General features: G+C 68.6%; 17 protein-coding genes and 2 tRNA genes. 11 read left to right on the top strand and 8 right to left on the bottom strand.

Annotated features, from left to right (window positions below):
- From M9979_RS01865 to M9979_RS01875, 3 genes are all read right to left on the bottom strand, one after another.
- On the bottom strand, window positions 1–975 hold the full coding sequence (locus tag M9979_RS01865) for a DNA polymerase III subunit delta' (RefSeq protein ID WP_254287639.1): 975 nt from the start codon (window positions 973–975) through the stop codon (window positions 1–3).
- Between the two features lie 10 nt (window positions 976–985).
- Complete coding sequence (locus tag M9979_RS01870) at window positions 986–2,152, bottom strand: D-alanyl-D-alanine carboxypeptidase family protein (protein WP_254287640.1); 1,167 nt, start codon at window positions 2,150–2,152, stop codon at window positions 986–988.
- A gap of 70 nt (window positions 2,153–2,222) precedes the next feature.
- On the bottom strand, window positions 2,223–3,224 hold the full coding sequence (locus tag M9979_RS01875) for a lytic murein transglycosylase (protein ID WP_254287641.1): 1,002 nt from the start codon (window positions 3,222–3,224) through the stop codon (window positions 2,223–2,225).
- A gap of 138 nt (window positions 3,225–3,362) precedes the next feature.
- On the opposite strand from M9979_RS01875, the gene M9979_RS01880 reads away from it, so the two are divergent.
- Window positions 3,363–3,452, top strand: a tRNA-Ser gene (locus M9979_RS01880).
- 143 nt (window positions 3,453–3,595) lie between these two features.
- On the opposite strand, the gene M9979_RS01885 is transcribed toward M9979_RS01880, so the two are convergent.
- Window positions 3,596–5,713: a prolyl oligopeptidase family serine peptidase gene (locus tag M9979_RS01885; RefSeq protein ID WP_254287642.1), complete on the bottom strand. Its 2,118-nt coding sequence runs from the start codon at window positions 5,711–5,713 to the stop codon at window positions 3,596–3,598.
- A gap of 81 nt (window positions 5,714–5,794) precedes the next feature.
- Between M9979_RS01885 and M9979_RS01890 the strand changes: the two genes are divergently transcribed.
- Window positions 5,795–7,192, top strand: a complete 1,398-nt coding sequence (locus M9979_RS01890; RefSeq protein WP_254287643.1) for an MFS transporter — start codon at window positions 5,795–5,797, stop codon at window positions 7,190–7,192.
- Between the two features lie 234 nt (window positions 7,193–7,426).
- Here M9979_RS01890 and M9979_RS01895 read toward each other — a convergent pair whose 3' ends face one another.
- Complete coding sequence (locus tag M9979_RS01895; RefSeq protein WP_254287644.1) at window positions 7,427–9,184, bottom strand: DUF885 domain-containing protein; 1,758 nt, start codon at window positions 9,182–9,184, stop codon at window positions 7,427–7,429.
- Between the two features lie 129 nt (window positions 9,185–9,313).
- Between M9979_RS01895 and M9979_RS01900 the strand changes: the two genes are divergently transcribed.
- The 4 genes from M9979_RS01900 (at window position 9,314) to M9979_RS01915 (ending at window position 14,748) form a co-directional block, all read left to right on the top strand.
- Window positions 9,314–10,141 carry an alpha/beta fold hydrolase gene (locus M9979_RS01900; RefSeq protein ID WP_254287645.1) on the top strand — a complete coding sequence of 276 codons (828 nt, stop codon included), beginning with the start codon at window positions 9,314–9,316 and terminating at the stop codon, window positions 10,139–10,141.
- A gap of 167 nt (window positions 10,142–10,308) precedes the next feature.
- Window positions 10,309–12,246 (top strand): acetate--CoA ligase, encoded by a 1,938-nt coding sequence (gene acs, locus M9979_RS01905; RefSeq protein WP_254287646.1) that lies wholly within the window; start codon window positions 10,309–10,311, stop codon window positions 12,244–12,246.
- Window positions 12,247–12,505: 259 nt separating this feature from the next.
- Window positions 12,506–14,560 carry a carbon starvation CstA family protein gene (locus tag M9979_RS01910; protein ID WP_254287647.1) on the top strand — a complete coding sequence of 685 codons (2,055 nt, stop codon included), beginning with the start codon at window positions 12,506–12,508 and terminating at the stop codon, window positions 14,558–14,560.
- Window positions 14,557–14,748, top strand: a complete 192-nt coding sequence (locus M9979_RS01915) for a YbdD/YjiX family protein (RefSeq protein ID WP_254287648.1) — start codon at window positions 14,557–14,559, stop codon at window positions 14,746–14,748. The genes M9979_RS01910 and M9979_RS01915 overlap by 4 nt, the downstream gene beginning before the upstream one ends.
- Window positions 14,749–14,970: 222 nt before the next feature.
- Here the strand turns inward: M9979_RS01915 and M9979_RS01920 are convergent, their stop codons facing one another.
- On the bottom strand, window positions 14,971–15,414 hold the full coding sequence (locus M9979_RS01920; RefSeq protein WP_254287649.1) for a MarR family winged helix-turn-helix transcriptional regulator: 444 nt from the start codon (window positions 15,412–15,414) through the stop codon (window positions 14,971–14,973).
- Window positions 15,415–15,498: 84 nt separating this feature from the next.
- On the opposite strand from M9979_RS01920, the gene M9979_RS01925 reads away from it, so the two are divergent.
- From M9979_RS01925 to M9979_RS01935, 3 genes are read left to right on the top strand one after another with little or no spacing between them, the layout of a single operon-like run.
- Window positions 15,499–16,671 (top strand): HlyD family secretion protein, encoded by a 1,173-nt coding sequence (locus M9979_RS01925; RefSeq protein WP_254287771.1) that lies wholly within the window; start codon window positions 15,499–15,501, stop codon window positions 16,669–16,671.
- The gene (locus M9979_RS01930; RefSeq protein ID WP_254287650.1) at window positions 16,668–18,230 is read left to right on the top strand and encodes an MDR family MFS transporter; all 1,563 of its coding nucleotides are present in this window, start codon (window positions 16,668–16,670) and stop codon (window positions 18,228–18,230) included. Before M9979_RS01925 ends, M9979_RS01930 begins: the two co-directional genes overlap by 4 nt.
- A gap of 8 nt (window positions 18,231–18,238) precedes the next feature.
- Window positions 18,239–19,675 carry an efflux transporter outer membrane subunit gene (locus M9979_RS01935; RefSeq protein ID WP_254287651.1) on the top strand — a complete coding sequence of 479 codons (1,437 nt, stop codon included), beginning with the start codon at window positions 18,239–18,241 and terminating at the stop codon, window positions 19,673–19,675.
- A 3-nt stretch (window positions 19,676–19,678) separates the two neighbouring features.
- Here the strand turns inward: M9979_RS01935 and M9979_RS01940 are convergent, their stop codons facing one another.
- Both M9979_RS01940 and M9979_RS01945 read right to left on the bottom strand, forming a co-directional pair.
- Entirely contained in the window at window positions 19,679–20,722 is a 1,044-nt protein-coding gene (locus tag M9979_RS01940) for a spore coat protein U domain-containing protein (RefSeq protein WP_254287652.1), read from the bottom strand.
- A 132-nt stretch (window positions 20,723–20,854) separates the two neighbouring features.
- Window positions 20,855–20,931: transfer RNA gene (locus tag M9979_RS01945), tRNA-Pro, on the bottom strand.
- A gap of 204 nt (window positions 20,932–21,135) precedes the next feature.
- On the opposite strand from M9979_RS01945, the gene yajC reads away from it, so the two are divergent.
- Both yajC and secD read left to right on the top strand, forming a co-directional pair.
- Window positions 21,136–21,474 carry a preprotein translocase subunit YajC gene (yajC, locus tag M9979_RS01950; protein ID WP_254287653.1) on the top strand — a complete coding sequence of 113 codons (339 nt, stop codon included), beginning with the start codon at window positions 21,136–21,138 and terminating at the stop codon, window positions 21,472–21,474.
- Window positions 21,474–23,075 (top strand): protein translocase subunit SecD, encoded by a 1,602-nt coding sequence (secD, locus tag M9979_RS01955; RefSeq protein ID WP_254287654.1) that lies wholly within the window; start codon window positions 21,474–21,476, stop codon window positions 23,073–23,075. Before yajC ends, secD begins: the two co-directional genes overlap by 1 nt.
- Window positions 23,076–23,140 lie beyond the last annotated feature (65 nt).

The following is a 23,140-nucleotide window of genomic DNA, read 5'->3' on the forward strand; positions in this document are numbered from 1 at the left end:
TCAGCGCAGCGTCGCGACGATCGCCATCATCTCGAACACCGTCGCCTGTGCGTCGAGCGACAAGCCCATGGCAGCGCCGGCGAGATCGCGCGCCGCGGCCTGCGCGTCGAGCGCGGTCTTGAGCCGCGCGCCGCTGCGGGTTCGCGCCTCGCGCGCGATCATCGCGGGAACGCGGTCGAGGAATGCCTCGTAGCGCGCGGCATTGCCCTTCCCCGCCAGCGCCTTGGCGAGCGCGGCGCGACGTGCGTTCATCGGGTCGCCGTCCTGCGCGATTCCCACAATCGCGCGGTCGAGCCCCTGCACGTCGAGCCCGGCATAGCGGATCGCCCGCCCCGGCGACCCTTCGCCGCTGGCGATCAGCGATCCGATCTCCTCAGCGTCCGCGTCGGGCAGCAGGGTCCGCAACGCATCGCCCATCTCGCCATCGTCGAGCGGCCCGAACCGCAGCACGCGGCAGCGCGAACGGATCGTCGGCAGCAGCCGCCCGGGCGCATGGCTGACGAGCAGGAAGATCGTGCCGACCGGCGGCTCCTCCAGGTTCTTGAGCAGCGCATTGGCGCCGTTGCGCTCGAGATCGTCGGCGGCATCGATGATGACGGCGCGGCGTGCGCCCATCGACGGCGTCGTCGCGAACATCGGCTGGAGCGAGCGCACCTGCGCGATCGTAATGCTGCGTGCGAAATCCTGATCGGGCTTTTCGGCATCCTTGGGCAGGCGATGCAGTACGCGCAGATCGGGGTGCGATCCGGCATCCACCAGCGCACGCGTCGGATGCCCCTCCGGCACGATCAGGCCGGGGGCGGACACGCCTGTCGCGCTCGCCTCCGCCAGCATCCGCAACGCCGCGGCCTGCGCGAAGCGCGCCTTGCCGACGCCTTCGGGTCCGACCAGCAGCCACGCATGGTGCAACGCCCCGCTGCGCAGCGCCGCGACGAAAGCGGCCTGCGCTTCAGCGTTACCGAATACCTCCGTCACGCGCTCCGGCTCAGCCGAACAGCGAGGTCAGCCCCGCCCAGGCGCGCCCGAAGAAGCCCGCCTCGCCCACGTCCGCGGCGGCGACCAGCGGCAGGCGCTGCTCGGGCATCTCGGGCGATTTCACCACGAGGTCGGCAATATGCTGACCCGCCTTGATCGGCGCGCGCACGGGGCCTTCATAGACGACCTTGGCGCTCATCTGCGGCACCGCGCCGGCGGGCAACGTCACGGTCAGCTGCTTCGGGGCGGCGAGGCCGACGCTGCTCGAACTGCCCATCTGCACCTCGGCGGTCGATACCTGCTTGCCTGCCGCGACGACGGGCTTCGCCTGCCACGCGCGGAAACCCCAATCCATGAACTTCACCGATTCCTCGGCGCGGCCGTTGAAGGAGGTGAGGCCGGCGACGACCATGACCAGCCGGCGCCCGTTCTGCTCGGCCGAGCCGGTGAAGCCATAGCCCGCCTCGTCGGTATGCCCGGTCTTCAGGCCATCGGCCCCGGCGACGCGGCCGAGCAGCGGATCGCGGTTCGCCTGGGTGATGTCGGCGCCCGCGCCCAGCGTCTTGCCCCAGGTGAAGCTGCGCAGCGAATAGAAGCGCTTGTAGAGGTCGGGGAAGTCCTTGATCGTCGCCGCGGCGAGGTGCGCGAGATCGCGCGCGGTGACATAGGTGACACCGTTATCGGGCCAGCCGTTCGACGTGCCGAAATGGCTGTTGGCGAGGCCGATCTTCTTCGCTTGCTGGTTCATCCGGTCGGTGAAGGTCTGTTCGGTCCCCGAAATCCCCTCCGCCAGCACGACGCAGGCGTCGTTGCCCGACAGCGTCACGATGCCCTTCAGCAGGTTCTCGACGCTGACGTTCTCGCCGGTCGACAGGAACATCGTCGATCCCGCCTGCGGCCCGTGCCAGCGCTGCCACGTCTCCGGGCGCACCTGGAACGTCTGGTCGAGCTTCAGCTCGCCCTTCTTTATCATGTCGAACGCGACATAGACGGTCATCATCTTGGCCATCGACGCGGGCGGCATGCGACGGTCGGCGTCGCGCTGGTACAGCACCGCCCCCGACGACAGATCCTCCATATAGGCGATCGGCGCCGTCCCCTGGAACTGGGGCGCCGCGGCGACCGACGGGACTGCGGCAGCGACGATGGCGAGCGGGGTGGCGATCAGCGTGTTCATGACGGCGACTTCGGCTTTCCGGAAAGATCAGGCAGGATTGCGGATGGCATAGCGCCGCGGATGCGCGGCGTCAGCCCTCGATCGCGTCGGCGAGCAGCCCGACCGACAGCGCGTAGAAGTTCGAGCAATTATAGTCGAGGATCACCCGATAATTGCCGGTCAGCAGATAGGCGGTCGTGCCCGGGCCATCGGGCTCGATCAGCGTCGCCTGCACGCTGTCAGCGGGCCAGCCCCTGCCCTGCGGCACCAGCCCTGCCGCGCGCCATTCGGCCATCGTCCGCCAGCGGCTGTGCCGTTCGAACACGCGCGGGCACCGTGGACTGACCAGCCGGTTGGTCAGGCCGGCGCGATCGAGCCCCGCCGGCACGCTGACCGCCAGCCCCCATGGCTGTCCCGGCCGCCACCCCGCATTGGCAAAGTAATTGCCGATCGATGCCAGCGTATCGGCCGGGCTCGTCCAGATATCGGCGCGCCCGTCGCCATCGCCGTCGCGTGCAAGGCGGATATAGACGGAGGGCAGGAACTGCGGATTGCCGGTCGCCCCCGCCCAGCTGCCCTTCAGCGTCTCGCGCGAGATGCCGCGGTCGAGGATCTTGAGCCCGGCGATGAACTCGCCCGCGAACAGCTCGCGCCGGCGCCCTTCATAGGCGAGGCTGGCGAGGCTGCGCAGCAGGTCGAAATTGCCGGTATAGGCACCGTAATTGGTCTCATGACCCCAGATCGCGACCATGATCGATTCGGGCACGCCCGTCTCGCGCTCGACCCGCGCCAGCCGCGCGCGCTGCGCCTGATAGGTCGATCGCCCGCGCCCGATCCGCGCCGCATCGACATGGCTCGCCCTGTACGGCGCGAACGGCGGCGTCGCGGTGCTGCCCGGATTGCCGGGCTGCGCGCGATCGAGCTCGATCGTGCGCTGGCTGAGCGTCAGCGTCGGAAAGACGGCATCGACCGTCCGCTGCGTCACGCCCTCGGCCAGCGCCTGCTGGCGGAGAGTGGCCAGGTAGGACTGGAAGCCCTGTTCGTCCTGCGCCGTCGCCGGCCCGGCGGATGCCAGCGCCAGCGTTACTGCCATGATGCCGGCCCGCAGCCCGCGTTGCGATCGTGTCCCCCACATGGGAATCGTCGTGCCACAGGGGTGTGGCGGCGTGAACCTCTTATCGTCGCAGGGCTTGCACGGGCAGCCGTGGAGCGACTATCCGAAGGCCCGCGCGGAGGGATGGCCGAGTGGTTTAAGGCAGCGGTCTTGAAAACCGCCGTGGGTGGAAGCCTACCGTGGGTTCGAATCCCACTCCCTCCGCCAGTTTTTTCATTCTCGCGCCTCGCCAACAGTCCCCCGTCACCCCGGACCTGTTCCGGGAGGCACCGGGCCGCAAGCGCGAAGCTCGCGGCCCGGTGGATGCCGGAACAAGTCCGGCATGACGGAGGATATGAGGAACGGCTTAATTACTTCGCCGCAGTCTGCGCCCCGGGCGGCCCCATCAGCTTCTGCGCGAAATAGGTCATCTGCAGCGCCTGCAACCGGGCGCCCTGCGCGATGTCGGCGTCGCCCGAATGGCCGCCGGCGGTGTCCTCGTAGAAGAGGTACGGCAGGCCGTATTCCTTCAGCCGCGCGGCGAATTTGCGCGCGTGCTGCGGGCCGACGCGGTCGTCCTTGGTCGTCGTCCAGATATAGGGTTCGGGATAGGCGACGCCCTTCCGGATGTTGCGATAGGGGGAGATCGTCTCGAGGAACGCCTTCTCCTCGGGCACGCTCACCGAGCCATATTCGTCGACCCAGGACTTGCCCGCCTCGATCCCCTCGTAGCGGATCATGTCGAGCAGCGGCACCTGGATGGTCACCGCCTTCCACAGATCGGGGTGCTGGTTGAACTCGACGCCCATCAGCAGGCCGCCGTTCGACCCGCCGTAGATGCCGAGCTTCTGCGCGCTGGTCAGTTTCCGCGCGAACAGGTCCTTCGCGACGCTGGCGAAATCGTCATAGATCACCTGCCGCTTGGTCTTGCGGCCGGCATCGTGCCATGCCGGGCCGAACTCGCCGCCACCGCGGATGTTGGCGAGCACGTAGGAACCACCGCGCTCCAGCCACAATTTGCCGGTGATCGCCGAATAGCTCGGCAACATCGGCAGCTGGAACCCGCCATAGGCCGTCATGATCGTCGGCGTGCTGCCGTCGAGCGCGATGCCCTTCTTGTGGACGATGAAATAGGGGACCTTCGTCCCGTCGGTCGAGGTCGCCTCATGCTGTTCGACGACGAGGCCGCTGGCGTCGAACTTGGCGGGCAGCGTCTTGACCGGCGCAGCGGCGGTCGCGGTGGTGGCGTCGAGCGGCAGCAGCGTCGTCGGCGTCAGGAAGCCGGTGACGGTCAGATAGGCATGGTCGCTCTTGTCGTCGGCGCTGGCGACGCCGAGCGAGGCGTTGTCGGGCAGCGCCACCGGTCGCGACGTCCAGCCGTTCCTGCCGGGCGTATAGATCGCCGCACGGCCGCGCACGTTGTCGTTGTAGATCAGCACGACATGGTCTTTGGTCGTCACCACCTCGTCGACCGACTGTCGCGGCGTCGGCGCGAACAGCACGGTCGGCGTGATCGCGCCCGCCTGCACCGCGGCGAGTGGCGCCGAGGCGACTCCGCCTGCCGGTACCGCGCCCCAGGGATCGCTGGTCTCGAACAGCACCTGCCCGGCGACCATGCCGGTCGGGAAGGTGCGCGCGGGGATGTCGAGCTTCTTCGTTCCCGCCGGCGTCCAGACGTGCGTCTCGCCGCCGAAGAAAGTGGTGCGGCGGACGATCGTCACCAGCCGGTTGCCCTGCCCGTCGGTCATGACGCCGGCATAGGTGCCGAGCTGGTCGCCGGCCGCGCCGCGGAAGATCTCGGTCGCGGCGGCGAGCGGCTGGCCGCGCTTGACCGTCTTGACGACGAACGGATAGCTCGATGCGGTCATCGTGCCCGCGCCCCAGTCGCGGCTGACGAGCAGCGTATCCTTGTCGAGCCAGCTGGCACCCTGCTTCGACTTCGGCAGGACGAAGCCGTTCGCGACGAACCGGCCGATGCCGAGGTCGAATTCGCGATAGGTGATCGCATCCTCGCCGCCTTCGGACAGTGCGACCAGGCACAATCGCTCGTCGGGCTGCAGGCAGGTCGCGCCCTTCCACACCCATTTCTTCCCCTCCGCCTTCGACAGCGCGTCGAGGTCGAGGACCGTGGTCCATTGCGGCGCGGGCGCGGCGTAGCCCGCTTCGCTCGTCCAGCGCCAGATACCCTGCGGATGATCGGCGTCGCGCCAGAAATTGTAGATCCGCCCGAAGCGCTGGTCGGGCATCGGGATGCGATCCTTGGCGGCGGCGATCGCCAGCGCCTCGGCATGGAAGGCCGCATAGCGCGGATCGTTCTGCAACCGCGGCAGCGTGCGGGCGTTTTCCGTTTCGACCCAGGCGAGCGGCTTGGCGCCGTCCTTGTCCTCGAGCCAGATATAGGGATCGTTATCGGTCATCCGTGCGCTCTGGGCGAGCACCGGCGCGGCGGCAAGCAGGGTCGAGGCGATCAGCAGCGGGCGAAGGATCATGGGGTCGAAATCTCCTGAAATCGCCCGAGCTTGCCCGGCAAAGCGCGAGCGCGCAATGCGCCGCCATCCGATGGAGTGTTCATGATCGACGGCCTGCCCCTTCCCCGCCGCTATGTCGCGATCGGCGCGATCTCGGCCGGCACCGCGCTGGTCATTATCGACGGCGGCATCGCCACGGTCGCGCTGCCGACGATCGCGCGCGACCTGCACGTCGACAACAGCGCGGTGGTGGCGGTGGTGACCGTCTATCAGCTGATCCTGGCGATGATGATCCTGCCGTTCGCCGGCCTCGGCGACAAATTCGGGCTGAAGCGCACGTACCAGTTCGGGCAGGCCGTCTTCACCGTCGCGACGCTGCTCTGCTTCTTCGCCAAGAGCCTGCCGTTCCTGCTCGTCGTCCGCGCAGCGCAGGCGCTGGGGGCGGCGGCGGCCCTGAGCGTATCGTCGGCGCTGATCCGCTCGATCTATCCCGCCAAGCAACTGGGCCGCGGGCTCGGCATCAATTCGGTGGTGGTGTCGAGTTCGGCGGCGCTGGCGCCGACGATCGGCGGGCTGGTGCTCGGTATCGCGCCCTGGCCTTGGGTATTCGCGAGCGCGGTGCCGTTCGCGATCCTCAGCCTGATCCTTGGCCGCGCCCTGCCCGCGCCGCAGCCGCGCGACGAGCCGTTCGACGTGCTTGGCGCGGTGCTGTGCGCGAGCATGATCGGCCTTGTCATCTCGGGCGCGGAAAGCGCGGTGCACGGCGACAGCCCGGTCGTGTCCGCGGCGATCGTTGCGGTCGGCGTCGCGATCGGCTGGTTCTTCATCCGGCGCGAGCGCGGCGAGGCGAAGCCGATCCTGCCGATCGACCTGCTCGCCCGGCCGGTGATCGCGCTGTCGGCGATCGGCGCGTACACCGCCTTCACCGCGTCGATGACGTTGCTGCTGTCGACGCCGTTCCGCTTGCAGCACGGCTATGGCTTCACCGCGGCAGAGGTCGGCGCGGCGATCGCGCCCTGGCCGCTCACCAACATGATCGTCGCGCCGCTCGCCGGCTGGCTGTCCGACCGGGTGCCGGCGGGGCTGCTCGGCGGGATCGGCATGGGCGTGTCGATCGTCGCGCTGACGCTGATCGCGCTGCTGCCGGTCGATGCGACCTATTTCGACATCGCGTGGCGGATGGCGCTGTGCGGATCGGGGTTCGGGCTGTTCCTGCCGCCCAACGCGCGGCTCATCATCGGCTCCGCCCCGCGCGAGCGCGCCGCCGCAGCGGGCGGGCTGGTCGGCACGGTGCGGCTGGTCGGGCAGACGACGGGCGCGACGTTGGTTGCGGCATTGCTGGCGATGGGTGTCGGCGCGGGCACGACGCCGCCGCTGGTTGCGGCCGGGCTGGCGCTGGTCGCGGGGCTGTGCAGCCTCGCGCGATTGCGCCCCTCGATCCGCAACCCGCGTAGCGAAGAGGCTGAGGACGAACAGCCGGGGACGCAGGTCAGCCGCTAAGCGCCTTGTCGGCGGAGGTTGAGCCGTGGCCGATCGGATGGCTATGCCGTCGCCCCCTTCCCTGCGTCACCCCGGACTTGTTCCGGGGTCCACGGTGCGGCTGGCGTAAGGCTGGAGCCTCTTGTCGTGTGCCCGCGGCCCGGTGGACCCCGGAACACGTCCGGGGTGACGGAGGATTTGAGGATCGGCCATGGCTGAGGAGGGAGCGGCGCCCCCTCCCCGTGCCGGGGAGGATCAGAACACCGCCTTCGCCTCGGCCTCGCCCATCATCCGCTGGCGCACCAGTGGAATTGCCGGGCCGCCGTAGCTCAGGAACTGGTCGTGGAACGCCTTCCACGCCTTGCGCCCGCCGCGGCTGGCGGTCCAGTCGGCGCGCAGGCGGCGGATCATCAGTTTGCCCATCGTGTAGTTGAGGTACGCCGGATCGTATGTCCCGCGCGCCGCCTGCTGCCGCGAATTGCCCTCGTCCTGATAGCATTGCTCGCGGAACATCCTGAGGCTCTGTTCCTGCGTCATGCCTCGCGCGTGCAGCCCGATCGCGGACAGGTAGCGGCAGTCGCGTAGCAGCGCGTTGCTGATCTGGCCGATGTGCGTCTCGGGATCGCCGTCATCGAGCCCCGCCTCCCACATCATCTCCTCGGCATAATGTGCCCAGCCCTCGGCGAAGGCGTAGCCGACGAACAGCCGCCCGAACATCGACCTGGATCGGTTGGCGTGCAGGAACTGCAGGAAATGCCCCGGCATCACCTCGTGCACCGAGGTGAACAGCAGGTCCTTGCGCCCCGGTACGAACGCATCCTGCGTCTTCCTGTCCCACGCCGGGTCGGGCGGCGAGATGTAATAGACCGAGGGCACGTTCTTTTCATACGGCCCGGCGGGGTCGATATAGGCGCTGTTCTGGCGGTTGTAGGGCGGGCTTTCCTCGACCTTCGCCTGTTCGGTGCCGGGAATGGTGACGAGGTCCTTGGCGACGACGAAGGCGCGCAGCGTCGGGATCTGCCGCCGCGCCTCGGCGACCGGGCCGTCGGCGGACTTGTTGGCGTTCATCCTGTCGATGCACGCGGGGATGGTGGCGCCCGGCGCGAACAGCTTGCACGCGGCGGCGAGCGCATCCTGGTTGCGCTTGAGGTCTGCGCGCCCCGCCGCCTCCAGCCGGTCGAGCGGCGTATCGACGCCTTCGGTTGCGCGCACCATCCGCTGGAAGCGATCGGCACCCAATGCAAAGTCGCCGGTCGCGGTGGCGCGCTGGCTCGCCAGCCAGCCGCCGAGCGCGCGCATCGCCGCGCTCGCCTTGGTCGACGCGTCGGTCAGCTGCTGCTGGAGCGCGGGATCGGCGACGTCGGCGAACGCCTTCCTTGCATCGCCGACATAATAGTCCGCGAAGCCGTTGAAGCCGGCGACGCCATAATCGACGAACGATCGCGGCATCGGCGTCTTGAGGTTCGCGCGGATATTACCCGCCGCCGCGGGCACGCGCTGCAGGAAGGCGATCAGCGCCTTCAGCCGCGTAGTCGAATCGGCGTAGGGACGCGCGATATAGACGTTGGGATCGAGCCCGCCGCCGACATAATAGGCCGGGTTGGTATGCGGCTGGTCGGCATCGTCGAGCCAGAACAGCTTCCCCTCGGCGACGCGGATCAGATAGTCGCGTTCGAACCGTTCGTCGGGCTTCAGATCGGCATCGCCGAACGCCCGCGCGCGGTCGATCGCCTGATGCAGATAGGCTGACTGGCGCTGCAACCCTGGCGCGCTCCAGTCGGGCAGCTGGCCGTCGAAGTCGTGGCGGCCCTGATAGACCGCATTGGCAGGATCGATTTTGAACCAGCCCTCGATAAATCCGTCGCGAAACTTCGACCAGCCGCTCGTCGCTGTCGCCTCGGGCGTCGCAGCTGCGGCCCTAGGCTCGTTCGCCGCATTTCCGCCCACCGAACATCCCGCCAGCATCGCGCCGATCGCCAGCGCCCGCACCGATGCCGTCATCCCGAATCGCATCGTCCAACTCCCGATCATGCGTCGGCGCGATCCTGACACCGGCCGCGCACCTGCGCCAGTCCGTCCGCTCGGCGGGAACGCGGAGGGGCGGTCGTCGTTAAACCGTCACCTGCGAAAAGGAACCGGCCCATGCCCTATGTAAAGACCCGCGACGGCACCGACATCTACGTCAAGGACTGGGGATCGGGCCGCCCGGTGATCCTGTTGCACGGCTGGCCGCTGTCGTCGGACAGCTGGGACCCGCAGGCGATGGCGCTCGCCGACGCGGGTTTCCGCGCGATCGCCTACGACCGGCGCGGCTTCGGGCGGTCGGGTCAGCCGTGGAACGGCTATGACTATGACACGCTGGCCGACGATCTCGCCGACGTCATGGCGGCGACCGGCGCGGACAGCGAGGCGACGCTGGTCGGCTTCTCGATGGGCGGCGGCGAGGTAGCGCGCTACATGAGCCGCCACGGCGGCAAGGGCGTGATCGCCGCCGCGCTGGTCTCGTCCGTCGTCCCATATATGCTCAAGACCGAAGACAATCCGCACGGCGTTCCCGAAGAGGCGCTCGCCGGGATCGCGGACGGCATCAAGGCGGATCGCCCGCACTTCTTCCGCGACACCTTCGTCAAGCAGTTCTTCGGCGTCGGCATCATCAGCCATCCGGTCAGCGACGACGTACTGGACTGGGCGACTTCGCTGGCGTTGCAGGGGGGGCTCAAGTCTACGCTCGCCTGTGCCGAGGCGTTCGGCCATACCGATTTCCGCCCCGATCTGGCGGCGTTCAACGTGCCGACGCTCATCATCCACGGCACCGCCGATCACACCGTGCCGATCGACGCCTCCGCCCGCGCCGCCGCGGCGGGCATCGCGAACAGCCAGCTGGTCGAATATGACGGCGCCCCCCACGGCCTGTTCGCGACGCATGGCGACCGCCTGACCAACGACCTGCTGACCTTCCTAGGTCGGTGATGCCCCGCCCGTTCGCCCTGAGCCTGTCGAAGGGCAGGTGAGTCTCAACGTGCTTCGACAAGCCCAGCACGAACGGAAGTTTTCAGCGGCTGGCGCACCGCGGGTCGCTTGACTAAGCAGTGCCGCGGGCGCCGTCCGGCGTCCGCGGTGCCTTGTCGGGATGCGTGATGACCGATTCAGAAATCTATCCGATCAGCGGCGATTGGACCAATGCCAGCCTCGACGCCAAGAAATACGCCGAACTCTGCGAAGCCGCGGCGAGCAACCCCGGCGGCTTCTGGCTCGATCAGGCGACCAAGCGGCTCGACTGGATCGCCGAACCGACGATCGCGGGCGACTGGTCGTTTGCCAAGGCCGACTTTCATATCAAATGGTTCGCCGACGGCGCGCTCAACGTCGCCGCCAATTGCCTCGACCGCCATCTCGCCAAAAACGGCGATACCGTCGCGATCATCTGGGAACCCGACGTCCCCACCGAAGACGCACGGTACATCACCTATCGCGAGCTCCATGCCGAGGTCGGCCGCTTCGCCAACGTGCTGAAGGGTCAGGGCGTCGGTGAGGGCGACCGCGTCACCATCTACATGCCGATGATCCCGGAGGCGGCGTTCGCCGTCCTCGCCTGCGCGCGGATCGGCGCGATCCATTCGGTGGTGTTCGGCGGTTTTTCCGCCGACGCGCTCGCCGGGCGGATCGAGGATTGCGGGTCGAAGGTGGTCGTCACCGCCGACGAAGGCCGCCGCGGCGGCAAGCGCATCAAGCTCAAGGCCTGCGTCGACGAAGCCGCCACGCGCGCGCCGACACTGGAAAAGGTGATCGTCGTCAAGGCGACCGGCGCCGAGGTCGCGATGACCGATCGCGACGTCTGGTATCATGACGCCGCGGCGAGCGTCGGCGCCGACTGCCCTGCGGAGCGGATGGCGGCGGAGGATCCGTTGTTCATCCTCTACACCAGCGGCTCGACCGGCAAGCCCAAGGGCGTGCTGCACAGCTCCGCCGGCTACCTGCTCTGGGCCGACTACACCTTCAAGATCGCCTTCGACCACGAGCCCGGCCAGGTCTTCTGGTGCGCCGCCGACATCGGCTGGGTGACCGGGCACACCTACATCCTCTACGGCCCGCTTTCCAATGGCGCGACGACGCTGATGTACGAAGGGCTGCCCAACTGGCCCGACGCCAGCCGCATCTGGCAGGTGGTCGACCGGCACAAGGTCCACACGCTCTTCACCGCCCCCACCGCCTTGCGTGCGCTGATGAAGGAGGGCGACGATTATGTGACCCGCACCGACCGGTCGTCGCTGAAGCTGCTCGGCTCGGTCGGCGAACCGATCAACCCTGAGGCATGGCGCTGGTATCACGACGTCGTCGGCGAAGGTCGCGCGCCGATCGTCGACGCGTGGTGGCAGACCGAGACCGGCGGCATCATGATCGCGCCTTTGCCCGGCGCGGTGCCGATGAAGCCGGGCTCCGCCTCCAAGCCGCTCCCCGGCGTGTCGCCGCAACTGGTCGACGACCAGGGCAAGGCGCTGACCGGCGCGGCGCAGGGCAACCTCTGCATCACCGAAAGCTGGCCCGGGCAGATGCGCGGCGTGTGGGGCGATCCCGAACGCTTCTTCCAGACCTATTTCACGACCTACGAGGGCAAGTATTTCACCGGCGACGGCTGCCGCCGCGATGCGGACGGCTATTACTGGATCACCGGCCGGGTCGATGACGTCATCAACGTCTCGGGCCACCGCATGGGCACCGCCGAGGTCGAGAGCGCGCTGGTGCTGCACGAGGCGGTGGCGGAGGCCGCGGTCGTCGGCATGCCGCACGACGTCAAGGGCCAGGGTATCTACGCCTATGTGACGCTGAACGCCGGCCGCGAGGGCGATGACGACCTGCGCAAGGCACTGGTCGCATGGGTCCGGCAGGAGATCGGTCCGATCGCCACCCCCGACAAGCTCCAGTTCGCCCCCGCCCTCCCCAAGACGCGCTCTGGCAAGATCATGCGCCGCATCCTTCGCAAGATCGCCGAGGGGGACGTGACGAGCCTCGGGGACACCTCGACGCTGGCGGACCCGGCCGTGGTCGACGATCTGGTCGCGAACCGGGTGGGTTGAGGCGTTCGGGTAAGATTGGCGGGCGAACCTCTCCTAAACCCCTCCGTCACCCCGGACTTGTTCCGGGGTCCACCGTGCCGCGTACCAACGGCGTGTTGGGTTTGTGGACCCGTGGACCCCGGAACAAGTCCGGGGTGACGGGGTGTTTGTGGCTCCCGCATGAGTCTCCGTCCCGGACGATGCTGTCCTGCGAACGCGCTGGTCCGGGTTGTCCCTCGCCCCAGCCCCCATTAGGCAGGACAAAAGGGGAGACGGATCAATGACCATCGCAGGCCGCATCGGCTGGATCGCGCTCGCCTTGGTCGGCGCCGCCGCGCTCGCGGTGATCGCTACCGCGCGGGGCGAGGCGGTCAACGCCGTCTGGGTCGTCGTCGCCGCGGTCTCGGTCTACCTCATCGCCTATCGCTTCTACGCGCTGTACCTCGCCAAGGTCGTCGTCGGCATCGACCCCGCGCGCCCCACGCCCGCGGTGCGCCACCCCGACGGGCTCGACTTCGTGCCCACCGACCGGCGCGTGCTGTTCGGCCACCATTTCGCCGCCATCGCCGGCGCGGGACCGCTGGTCGGGCCGGTGCTCGCCGCGCAGATCGGCTATCTGCCCGGCATGCTGTGGCTGCTCGCTGGTGTCGTGCTGGCCGGCGCGGTGCAGGATTTCATGGTGCTGTTCCTCTCGATGCGCCGCGACGGGCGTTCGCTCGGCGAGTTGATCCGCATGGAGATGGGGCCGGTGCCGGGTACCATCGCCTTGGTTGGTGCCTTCACGATCATGGTCATCATCCTCGCGGTGCTCGCGCTGATCGTCGTGCGGGCGCTGGCGGGCAGCCCGTGGGGGATGTTCACCGTCGTCGCGACGATCCCGCTGGCGTTGATGATGGGCGTCTACAGCCGCTGGATCAGGCCGGGGCGGATCGGCGAAGTGTCGCTGCTCGGCCTCGTCGGGCTGATCCTCGCGATTCTCTACGGGCAGGATGTCGCGGCGTCGGCCTCATGGGCGCCGTGGTTCACCTATACGCCGGTGCAACTGTGCTGGATCCTGATCGGCTATGGCGCGGTCGCCTCGCTGCTCCCCGTCTGGCTGCTGCTCGCGCCGCGCGATTACCTCTCGACCTTTCTCAAGATCGGCGCGATCGCCGCGCTGGCGATCGGCATCCTGGTCGTCGCGCCGCCGCTGCGCATGCCGGCGCTGACCCGCTTCGTCGACGGCACCGGGCCGGTGTGGTCGGGGTCGCTCTTCCCCTTCCTGTTCATCACCATCGCCTGCGGCGCGGTATCGGGCTTCCACGCGCTGATCGCCAGCGGCACCACGCCCAAGCTGATCGCCAGCGAGGGCGACGCGCGCTTCATCGGTTACGGCGCGATGCTGATGGAGAGCTTCGTCGCGATCATGGCGCTGGTCGCGGCGTCGGTGATCGATCCGGGCGTCTATTTCACGATGAACAGCCCCGCCGCGGTGGTCGGCACCGATGCCGCCAGCGCCGCGAGCGCGGTCACCGCCATGGGCTTCCCGATCACCGCCGACACGATCGCCGCGACCGCGAAGGACGTCGGCGAGGCGACGATCATCAGCCGCGCCGGCGGCGCCCCGACGCTCGCGGTCGGCATGGCGCAGATCTTCAGCCAGCTGGTCGGCGGACGCGCCATGATGGCCTTCTGGTACCATTTCGCGATCCTGTTCGAGGCATTGTTCATCCTGACCGCGGTCGATGCCGGAACGCGCGCCGGGCGGTTCATGCTGCAAGACCTGATCGGCCTCGCCGTGCCCAGCTTCCGCAATGCGACCTCGTTCGTGCCCGGCCTGATCGGCACCGGGCTGTGCGTCGCCGCCTGGGGCTTCTTCCTCTATCAAGGCGTCACCGATCCGCTCGGCGGGGTGAATACCCTCTGGCCGCTGTTCGGCATCTCCAACCAGATGCTCGCCGCGGTCGCGCTGGTGCTGGCGACGGTCGTGCTGTTCCGCATGAAGCGCGAACGCTATGCCTGGGTGACGATCCTGCCCGCATCCTGGCTGGTGCTGTGCACCGTCACCGCCAGCCTGATGAAGCTGTTCTCCAGCAACCCCGCGGTCGGCTTCCTCGCGCATGCCGCGCGCTTCTCCGACGCGATCGCGCGGGGGCAGACGCTGGCGCCGGCCAAGTCGCTCGCCGAGATGGGCCGGGTCGTGATGAACGACCGCATCGACGCCGCGCTCTGTGCGCTGTTCCTCGCCGTGGTGGTGTCGATCATCGGCTACGGCATCCGCACCTGCGTGATCGCCCGTCGCCTGGATCACCCGAGCGCCAGCGAGATCCCCGCGCTGGCGGTGGCGGCGGAATGACGCTCGCCCGCCTGTGGCGCGGCATCGCCGACACCGCGCGGCTAATGGTCGGCGTGCCGTCCTATCGCGCCTATCGCGCGCACATGGCCGCCGCGCACCCGGACCAGCCGGTGATGGACGAGACCGCCTTCTTCAGGAACCGGCAGGAGGCGCGCTACGGCGGGCGCAACGGCGGGCGTTGCTGCTAAGGCGCAGCGCATGGGTCGGCATTGATCGCAGGGCGTTCAGCCCAGCAGCATGAACGTCACCGCGCAGATCGACAGCGCCGTGCCGCTCGCGCAGCACAGGATCCCGAAACCGCATTGGCACAAGGTCGGCTGATACCGTTCCACAGCACCTCTCCTATCCTTCCGCTCTATCGGCGGTACGGAGAGAGTATCACGGGCCGAACCGGACGCAAGCCCGAAACGTCAGGCGCGGCCGCGTGCTTCCTCGACGTCGAGCGCCGCCTGCATCTTGGCGAACATCGCGGACAGGCGCGCCTGCTCGTCCTCGCTCAGCGTGCCGAACACGCCGTCGATCAGTTCCTGCCGCAACGGTTCGGTCTCGCCGGTCACCCGCCGCCCTTCGTCGGTGATCGACACCTGCTTGACGCGGCGGTCGTGCGTGTCGGGGCTGCGCACGACGAGGCCGTCGCGTTCGAGCCCGTCGATCGCCTCGGTCACCGTCCGTGGCGCCTGATCGAAGAAATCGGCAATATCCGCGGCGCGCGCCGGCCCCCGCCGGTCGAGGAGCAGCAGCAGCTTCGTCCGCGCCAGCGATGCGCCCTGCTCCGCCATCCGCCGGTCCATCAGCCGGTGCAGGCGCAGGAAGAGGCGGAACAGATCAGCGGCAAGAGGTTCGGGGCAGGGCATATGTGAGGACCCTCATTAAATGGTCTTGCACTATGCTGCAAGTGCGAGCATTTACGCCGCTCCGATCCGACGAAGATGATGAGCATGGCCGAGCAGCAGCAACCGCAGGACGACACCGCCGACGCGCCCGCGGAAACGAGCGAGCCGAAATCCTCGCCGCTCAAGAACCCACGGGTCCGCATCGTCCTGCTGCTGGTGCTCGCCGCCGCGGTGATCGGCGGTGTGCTGTGGTACGTGCGCTACCAGAGCGTCGGCAAGTTCATGCAAGGCACCGACGACGCCTATATCCAGGCGGATGCGGTGACGATCTCGCCCAAGGTGTCGGGCTATGTCGACAGACTGTTCGTCGCCGACAACCAGCAGGTGAAGGCCGGCGCGCCGCTGCTCCAGATCGACGCCCGCGACTATCGCGCGCAGGCGGCACAGGTCGAGGCGCAGATCGATGTCGCCCGCGCCAATGCCGCCGGCGTCCGTGCGCAGATCAGCGAACAGCAGGCGGCGATCGACAAGGCGCGTTCGGACCTCGCCGCCGCGCGCAGCGACGCCGCCTTCGCGCATGCCGAGGTCGTCCGCTACCAGCCGCTCGCGGCCTCGGGCGCCGAGACGCGCGAGAAGCTGTCGCAGCTGCAGAACCAGGCGCGTCAGGCCGATGCGCAGGTCGCCGCCGCCAATGCCGCGCTGATCAGCGCCACCCGCCGCGTCGGCACGCTGCAGGCGCAGGTGCGACAGGCGCAGGCGCAGGGCGAGGCGAGTCGCGCGCAGCTGCAGGCCGCCAACGTCAACGTCGGCGCGACGATCCTGCGCGCCAGCATCGACGGCCGCGTCGGCGACAAGACGGTGCGCACGGGGCAATTCGTTCAGGCCGGCACCCGGCTGATGTCGATCGTCCCCGTCCAGCAGCTCTACGTCACGGCGAATTTCAAGGAGACGCAGCTCGGCCTGATGCGCGTCGGGCAGCCGGTGACGCTGGAGGCGGATGCGCTTCCCGGCGTCGAGATCCACGGTCATGTCGAGAGCGTCTCGCCCGGCACCGGCGCGCAATTCTCGCTGCTGCCGCCGCAGAATGCGACGGGCAATTTCACCAAGATCGTCCAGCGCGTGCCGGTGCGCATCGCGCTCGACGCCGGCGCGGAGACGCGCAAGCTGCTGGTGCCCGGCATGTCGGTCGACGTTACCGTCGATACCCGTTCGGCGAAGGGCGCGGTACAACGCATCCGCGAGGAGCAGGACCAGCATAACGAGGCGCGCGGCCGATGAGCGCCGCTGCCGCGGCCCCCGACCGGCGCGGCTCGTCGCTGCCCGAACGCGCCGCCCCGCCCGGACGCGCCGATCTCGGCGCATGGCTGGCGGTCGCGGCGGGCAGCCTCGGCGCGCTGATGGCGACGCTCGACATCTCGATCGTCAATTCCGCTTTGCCCGTCATCCAGGGCGAGATCGGCGCCAGCGGCACCGAAGGGACATGGATCGCGACGTCGTATCTGGTCGCGGAGATCATCATCATCCCGCTCGCCGCCTGGCTGGAGCGGGTGCTCGGCCTGCGTACCTTCCTGCTCATCGCGTCGATCCTGTTCACCGGTTTCTCGGTGGTGTGCGGCTTGTCGACCTCGCTGACGATGATGATCGTCGGGCGCGCGGGCCAGGGCATCACCGGCGGCGCGCTGATCCCGACCGCGATGACGATCATCGCTACCCGCCTGCCCCGCTCGCAACAGCCGATCGGCACCGCGCTGTTCGGCGTCACCGCGATCCTCGGGCCGGTGCTCGGGCCGCTGATCGGCGGTTACCTGACCGAGAACGTCAGCTGGCATTACGCCTTCTTCCTCAACGTGCCGGTCGGCGCGGTGCTGCTCGTCCTGCTGCTCGTCGGCCTGCCGCACCAGAAGGCGCACTTGAGCGAATTGCTGAAGGCCGACTGGCTCGGCATCGCCGGCCTCGCGCTCGGTCTCGGCGGGCTGACGGTGGTGCTCGAGGAGGGCCAGCGCGAACAATGGTTCCAGTCGGCGCTCATCATCAAGCTGACCGCGCTCACGCTGGTCGGGCTCGGCATGCTGTTCGCCGGGCAGATCATCTCGCGCAATCCGGTGGTGAAGTTGCGCCTGCTGCTCGACCGCCAGTTCGGCAGCGTCGCGACGATGGGCCTCGTCCTCGGCATGGTGCTGTACGGCAGCAGCTACGTCATCCCGCAGTTCCTCGCCGCGATCGCCGATTACAACGCGCTGCAATCGGGCAAGGTCGTGCTGCTCAGCGGCATCCCCAGCCTGTTGTTGATGCCGCTGGTACCGGTCATGATCCGCAACCTCGACATCCGCCTCGCGGTGGCGACCGGCCTGTTGCTGATGGCGCTCAGCTGCCACCTCGATACCACGCTGACCGCCGAATCGACCGGCAGCGCCTTCGTCGAATCGCAGCTGCTGCGCGGCGTCGGCACGATCCTCGGCTTCGTGTTCCTCAATCAGGCGGCGATCGCCTCGGTGAAGCCGTCCGAGGCAGGCGACGCAGCGGGGCTGTTCAGCGCCGCGCGCAATATCGGCGGGTCGTTCGCGCTTGCCGGGATCGCGACGCTGCAGGACCAGCGATCATACCTGCACAGCCGCCGGCTCGACGATCTGGTCAACGCCAATTCGCTCGTCGTGCAGGATTACCTGCGCAGCAGCGCTACCGCGCTCCGTACACTCGGCCTGACGATCCAGCGCGAGGCGCTGGTGATGACCTACAACGATCTGTTCTGGCTGCTGTCGGTCGGCATCTGCTGTGTCGTGCCGCTGACCCTGTTCCTCCGTCCGCTGCCGCACGGCAAAGTCGCGGCGATGCATTGAGGCGATTGATGCGTACCCTCCCCCTCCTCTCGCTCGCCCTGCTGCTGGGCGCCTGCACCGTCGGCCCGAACTATGCCGGGCCGCCGAAGACATTGTCCGATGCCGCGGGCACCACGGGCTTCAAGCGCGTCAGCCCGACGACCAGCGCCGCCGCACCCGGCGTCGCCGACTGGTGGACGCAGCTGGGCGACGCGACGCTGACCGATCTCGAAACCCGCGCGCTCGCCGCCAATCCGAATATCGCGGTCGCGCAGGCGCGGCTGCGGCAGGCACGCGCCTCGCTGCGGCTGAACCGCGCCAACCAGGCGCCGAGCGCCAACGCCTCGGCGACCTACCTCCACGCCCGCGTGCCGGGCATCGACCTCGGCGGCTCCGGTAGTGCGACCGACACCGGCGCCAGCGCCGTCGACTTCTACAATCTCGGCTTCGACGCCAGCTGGGAGGTCGACCTGTTCGGCGGCAAGCGCCGTCAGGTCGAGGCGTCGCGTGCGCAGGCGCAAGCTGCGGAGGCGAACGTCGCCGACGCGCAGGTCAGCCTGACCGCCGATGTCGCGCAGGCCTATGTCAACCTGCGCGACGCGCAGCGCCGGATCGCGCTCGCCCGCCAGTCGGCGGCGATGCAGCAACGGATGCTGACGCTCGTCCGGCAGCGGTTCGACCGCGGCGCGGCCTCGGCACTCGACGTCGAACGGCTCGGCGGACAGGTCGAGACGACCAACGGCCAGATCGTGCCGGTGCAGGCGGAGGTCGACGGCTACCTCAACGCGCTCGCGGTGCTGACCGGGCAGGAACCGGGTTCGCTCGATACTGTGCTTGCAACGCCCGCCCCAGTGCCGCTGCCCCCGGCCGAGGTCGCGGTCGGCGATCCCGCCGCACTGCTCCAGCGCCGCCCCGACATTCGCGCCGCCGAACGCCAGCTGGCGCAGCGCACCGCGCAGGTCGGCATCGCCGACGCCGCCCGTTTCCCGCGGCTCAACATCCTCGGGCTGATCGGGCTTGGCGGCAGGCAGCTGTCCGATATCAGCCCCGACAAGCTCGTCGCCATCGCCGCGCCGATGCTGCAATGGAATTTCCTCGATTTCGGCCGCAACCGCGCGCGGATCGATCAGGCGAAGGGGCAGCGCGACGAGGCGGAGGCGCAATATCGCGGCGCGGTCCTCGCCGGCTTGCGCGATGCGGAGGATTCGCTGTCGCGCTTCGGCCACCGCCGCGAAACGGTCGCCAGCCTGATGCGCAGCAAGGCGAGCGCCGATCGTGCCGCGGCGCTGATGCAGCAGCGGTTCCAGGCGGGCACCGCGACGCTGATCGACACGCTCGACGCCGAACGCCAGCGTGTCGCCGCCGATGAGAACCTATCGTCCGGGCTCGCCGCGCTCACCGGCGATTTCGTGTCGCTGCAAAAGGCGCTGGGCCTCGGCTGGAGCGCGGTCCCGCCGCAGTCTTGAGGTTCAGCGCACGAGATACGGGACGGACAGCGTGAAGCTGGTCCCGGCCTTCATCGCGCCGCGCGGGCGGAAGCGGACGAAGGTCACCGCCGCCTCCGACGCGCGATTGCCCGCGACCGGCGCATAGCTCCAGTTGGTCGTGCCGGTCACCTGATCGACCTTGTCGGCCGAATAGGACACGTCCGTCGCGGCGCTGAACGTCGTTCCCGACGCTGGCGATCCGTCGGCGAAGCCGACCACCGTCGCCGATCCGCTGCCGTCGCCGTCCAGCGCGACGCTGGCCTTCGCCGGCACCTTGTAGACGATGGCGATCGACCCGTCGTCGAGCGCGACCAGATCGGGATTGCGCACGGTCAGGCTCGTCCGGCCCTTGCTGCCCGGAAAGGCCAGCGGCCGGGTGGTGCCGTTGACCGGGTCCCACGTCGTCGCAGAAGTCAACGCGATCGTCATGTCCTGCGGCGCGACATCCAGCGTGATCGTCACCTCGCTCTTCACCACGCCCGTCGGCACGTCATAGCCGCCGATGCAGACGAGCGCCGAGATGCCCTTGCAGATGCGCCAGTCCCAGGTGATCGTGATCGTGTCGGTATACCGCCCCACCGCCGGCGCGGCGCCGCCGGTCGGCTTGACGTACAGCGGCAGCGTCCCCGCCGTGCCGCCGAGCAGCCCCAGCGCATTGAGCACGTTGTTCTGCATATATTCGATCGGCTGACCCGGGGTCAGCGGCACCGTCCCCCCCGGGTCGGCGGACGCGATATAGGCGATCCGCGCGGCGCCGTTGGCAAGTTTCATGCCGTTGAGGCTGCTGATCGTCGCCTTGACCGAATTGCTGCCGAACAGGACGACGAGCGTGCTGTCGCAGACCAGCCCGGCCGAATTCGGCACCGCCGGCACCTTCGCCGCGCTGATCGCTGCGGGCGAATAGGGCCCGGCCGTGGTCGTGACCTTCGCCGTCGGCGCGCAGGCAGGCGCCGCCATCACGGGCGCGGCCAGCCCCCCTGCGACCGCCAAGGCCGCCATCCGCCACACCCAGCCCCGATACGTCATTCAACCCTCGCCGCAATTCATGCGGCGGCAGATGACGGCTGCGCGGTAAATGGCATCTTACGAAGTCGTTTTGGTTGTAACCGCATGGGTCGCGGCCCCGATCCTGCGGCGTCGTCGCCCGCCAGGATGAAATGGTCGGGGCGACAGGATTCGAACCTGCGACCCCCACACCCCCAGTGTGATGCGCTACCAGGCTGCGCTACGCCCCGACCGACGGGACCAACGGCCGTGCCGCCGATCCCGGAGGCGGGCCTGTAGGCGGGTCCGCCGGACGATGCAAGCGGCCTTTGCGCGGCCAGCGGTGGAGCGCACCGTTACAGCGGCGCGACATTGCGTCGGGCCGGCAGCGATGCTAGCGCGCGGCGCATCCAGTGCGGGGGATTTCCTCCGCCGATCAGCCATGCACGGATCAGATGTTCATCTCCCCAGCCTATGCACAGACCGCCGCGGGCGCCGCTGAATCCGGCGGGTTCGCCTCGCTCATCAGCTTCGCGCCGCTGCTGCTCATCTTCATCGTCTTCTACTTCCTGATGATTCGCCCGCAGCAGACGCGGATGAAGGCGCTGCAACAGGCAGTCGCCGCGGTGAAGAAGGGCGACAGCGTCGTCACCGCCGGCGGCGTGCTCGGCAAGGTCACCAAGGTGGAGGACGCGTTCGTTGAGGTCGAGATCGCGCCCAACACCCGCATCCGCGTGGTCAAGGCGACGATCGCCGAGGTGACCGGGCTCAACTCGAAGCCGGCGAACGACTGATGCTCGACTTTCCGCGTTGGAAGGTGGCGTCGATCTGGGCGGTGCTCGCATTGCTCTGCGCGCTCGCGATCCCGACCTTCCTGCCCGAATCCGTGACCGCGAACTGGCCGTTCCACCCGCGCGTCAACAAGGGCCTCGATCTCGCCGGCGGCAGCTATCTGATGCTCGAGGCGGATACGCAGGATCTCGCCAACACCCGGATCGAGGCGCTGCGCGAACAGATCCAGGGGACGATGCGCAACGGCACGCCGCGGATCCAGATCGGCGACATCTCGACGCGCAACAACCAGATCAGCTTCATGGTGCGCGATTCGGCGCAGGTCGATGCCGCGCGCGAACGCCTGCTCGGCATCACCGGCGGCGGTGCGGGCATGACCGGCCAGCGCGAATGGGACATCCAGGTCGTCGATTCGAGCCGCTTCGTGCTGACGCCGACGCAGGCCGGCCTGACCCAGGCGGTGAAGACCGCGATGGAGGACGCGACCGACGTCGTGCGCCGCCGCATCGACGAACTCGGCACCCGCGAACCCACGATCGTCCGTCAGGGCGACAACCGCATCCTCGTCCAGGTCCCCGGCCTGCAGAACCCGCAACAGCTCAAGGACCTGCTCGGCAAGACCGCGCGCCTCGAGTTCAAGCTCGTCGACACCACCGCCACCAACCCCGCGGACCTCGTCAAGGGGATCGCGCCGGTCGGCAGCCAGGTGCTCCCCTACCCCGGCAATCCGTCGGGCGTGCCGTTCATCGCGGTCAAGCGCTCGGTCATCATCTCGGGCGACCAGCTTGCCGATTCGCGGCAGGCGTTCGACCAGCAGACCAACCAGCCGAACGTCCAGATCACGTTCAACGCGGTCGGTGGCAACCGCTTCGCGCGCGTGACGCAACAGAACACCGGCAAGCCGTTCGCGATGATCGTCGACAACAAGGTGATCTCGGCGCCCAACATCAACGAACCGATTCTGGGCGGCAACGCGGTCATCAACGGCGGCTTCACCGTCGAGAGCGCCAACCAGCTCGCGATCGCGCTGCGCTCGGGCAAGCTGCCCGTCGCGCTGAAGGTGATCGAGGAATCGACCGTCGGTCCCGACCTCGGTGCCGATTCGATCCGGGCGGGCATCCTCGCCTCGGCGGTCGCGGTCGCGCTGGTCGTCGCCTTCATGTTCGTGACCTACGGCCGCTTCGGCCTCTATGCGAACCTCGCGGTCGTCATCAACGTGTTCGTCATCCTCGGCGTGCTCGCGCTACTCAAGGGCACGCTGACGCTGCCCGGCATCGCCGGCTTCGTGCTGACGATCGGCACCGCGGTCGACGCCAACGTGCTCATCAACGAACGCATCCGCGAGGAACGCCGCCGCGGCCGCTCGGTCGTGCAGGCGGTCGAACTGGGTTACAAGGAAGCCAGCCGCACCATCTTCGAAGCCAATATGACGCACGCGATCTCGGGCCTCATCATGTTCGTGCTGGGCTCCGGCCCGGTGAAGGGTTTCGCGGTCGTGCTGCTCATCGGCATCGTCACCTCGGTCTTCACCGCCGTCACCTTCACGCGCATGCTCGTCGCGCAGTGGATCCGGCGCGAGAAACCCAAGACGATCAATATCTGATGTCTATGCGCGTCACCCCGGCGCAAGCCGGGGTCTCCCCCTTGGAGAAAGACCCCGGCCTGCGC

This window comes from Sphingomonas liriopis (assembly GCF_024211255.1).
Taxonomy (GTDB): Bacteria; Pseudomonadota; Alphaproteobacteria; order Sphingomonadales; family Sphingomonadaceae; genus Sphingomonas; species Sphingomonas liriopis.

Bases quoted from the DNA above. Each gene is read 5' to 3' on its own strand.
- M9979_RS01870 (WP_254287640.1), bottom strand. From the start codon at position 2,152: ATGAACACGCTGATCGCCACCCCGCTCGCCATCGTCGCTGCCGCAGTC.
- M9979_RS01875 (WP_254287641.1), bottom strand. From the start codon at position 3,224: ATGGCAGTAACGCTGGCGCTGGCATCCGCCGGGCCGGCGACGGCGCAG.
- M9979_RS01885 (WP_254287642.1), bottom strand. From the start codon at position 5,713: ATGATCCTTCGCCCGCTGCTGATCGCCTCGACCCTGCTTGCCGCCGCG.
- M9979_RS01890 (WP_254287643.1), top strand. From the start codon at position 5,795: ATGATCGACGGCCTGCCCCTTCCCCGCCGCTATGTCGCGATCGGCGCG.
- M9979_RS01895 (WP_254287644.1), bottom strand. From the start codon at position 9,184: ATGCGATTCGGGATGACGGCATCGGTGCGGGCGCTGGCGATCGGCGCG.
- M9979_RS01900 (WP_254287645.1), top strand. From the start codon at position 9,314: ATGCCCTATGTAAAGACCCGCGACGGCACCGACATCTACGTCAAGGAC.
- acs (WP_254287646.1), top strand. From the start codon at position 10,309: ATGACCGATTCAGAAATCTATCCGATCAGCGGCGATTGGACCAATGCC.
- M9979_RS01910 (WP_254287647.1), top strand. From the start codon at position 12,506: ATGACCATCGCAGGCCGCATCGGCTGGATCGCGCTCGCCTTGGTCGGC.
- M9979_RS01915 (WP_254287648.1), top strand. From the start codon at position 14,557: ATGACGCTCGCCCGCCTGTGGCGCGGCATCGCCGACACCGCGCGGCTA.
- M9979_RS01920 (WP_254287649.1), bottom strand. From the start codon at position 15,414: ATGCCCTGCCCCGAACCTCTTGCCGCTGATCTGTTCCGCCTCTTCCTG.
- M9979_RS01925 (WP_254287771.1), top strand. From the start codon at position 15,499: ATGGCCGAGCAGCAGCAACCGCAGGACGACACCGCCGACGCGCCCGCG.
- M9979_RS01930 (WP_254287650.1), top strand. From the start codon at position 16,668: ATGAGCGCCGCTGCCGCGGCCCCCGACCGGCGCGGCTCGTCGCTGCCC.
- M9979_RS01935 (WP_254287651.1), top strand. From the start codon at position 18,239: ATGCGTACCCTCCCCCTCCTCTCGCTCGCCCTGCTGCTGGGCGCCTGC.
- M9979_RS01940 (WP_254287652.1), bottom strand. From the start codon at position 20,722: ATGACGTATCGGGGCTGGGTGTGGCGGATGGCGGCCTTGGCGGTCGCA.
- yajC (WP_254287653.1), top strand. From the start codon at position 21,136: ATGTTCATCTCCCCAGCCTATGCACAGACCGCCGCGGGCGCCGCTGAA.
- secD (WP_254287654.1), top strand. From the start codon at position 21,474: ATGCTCGACTTTCCGCGTTGGAAGGTGGCGTCGATCTGGGCGGTGCTC.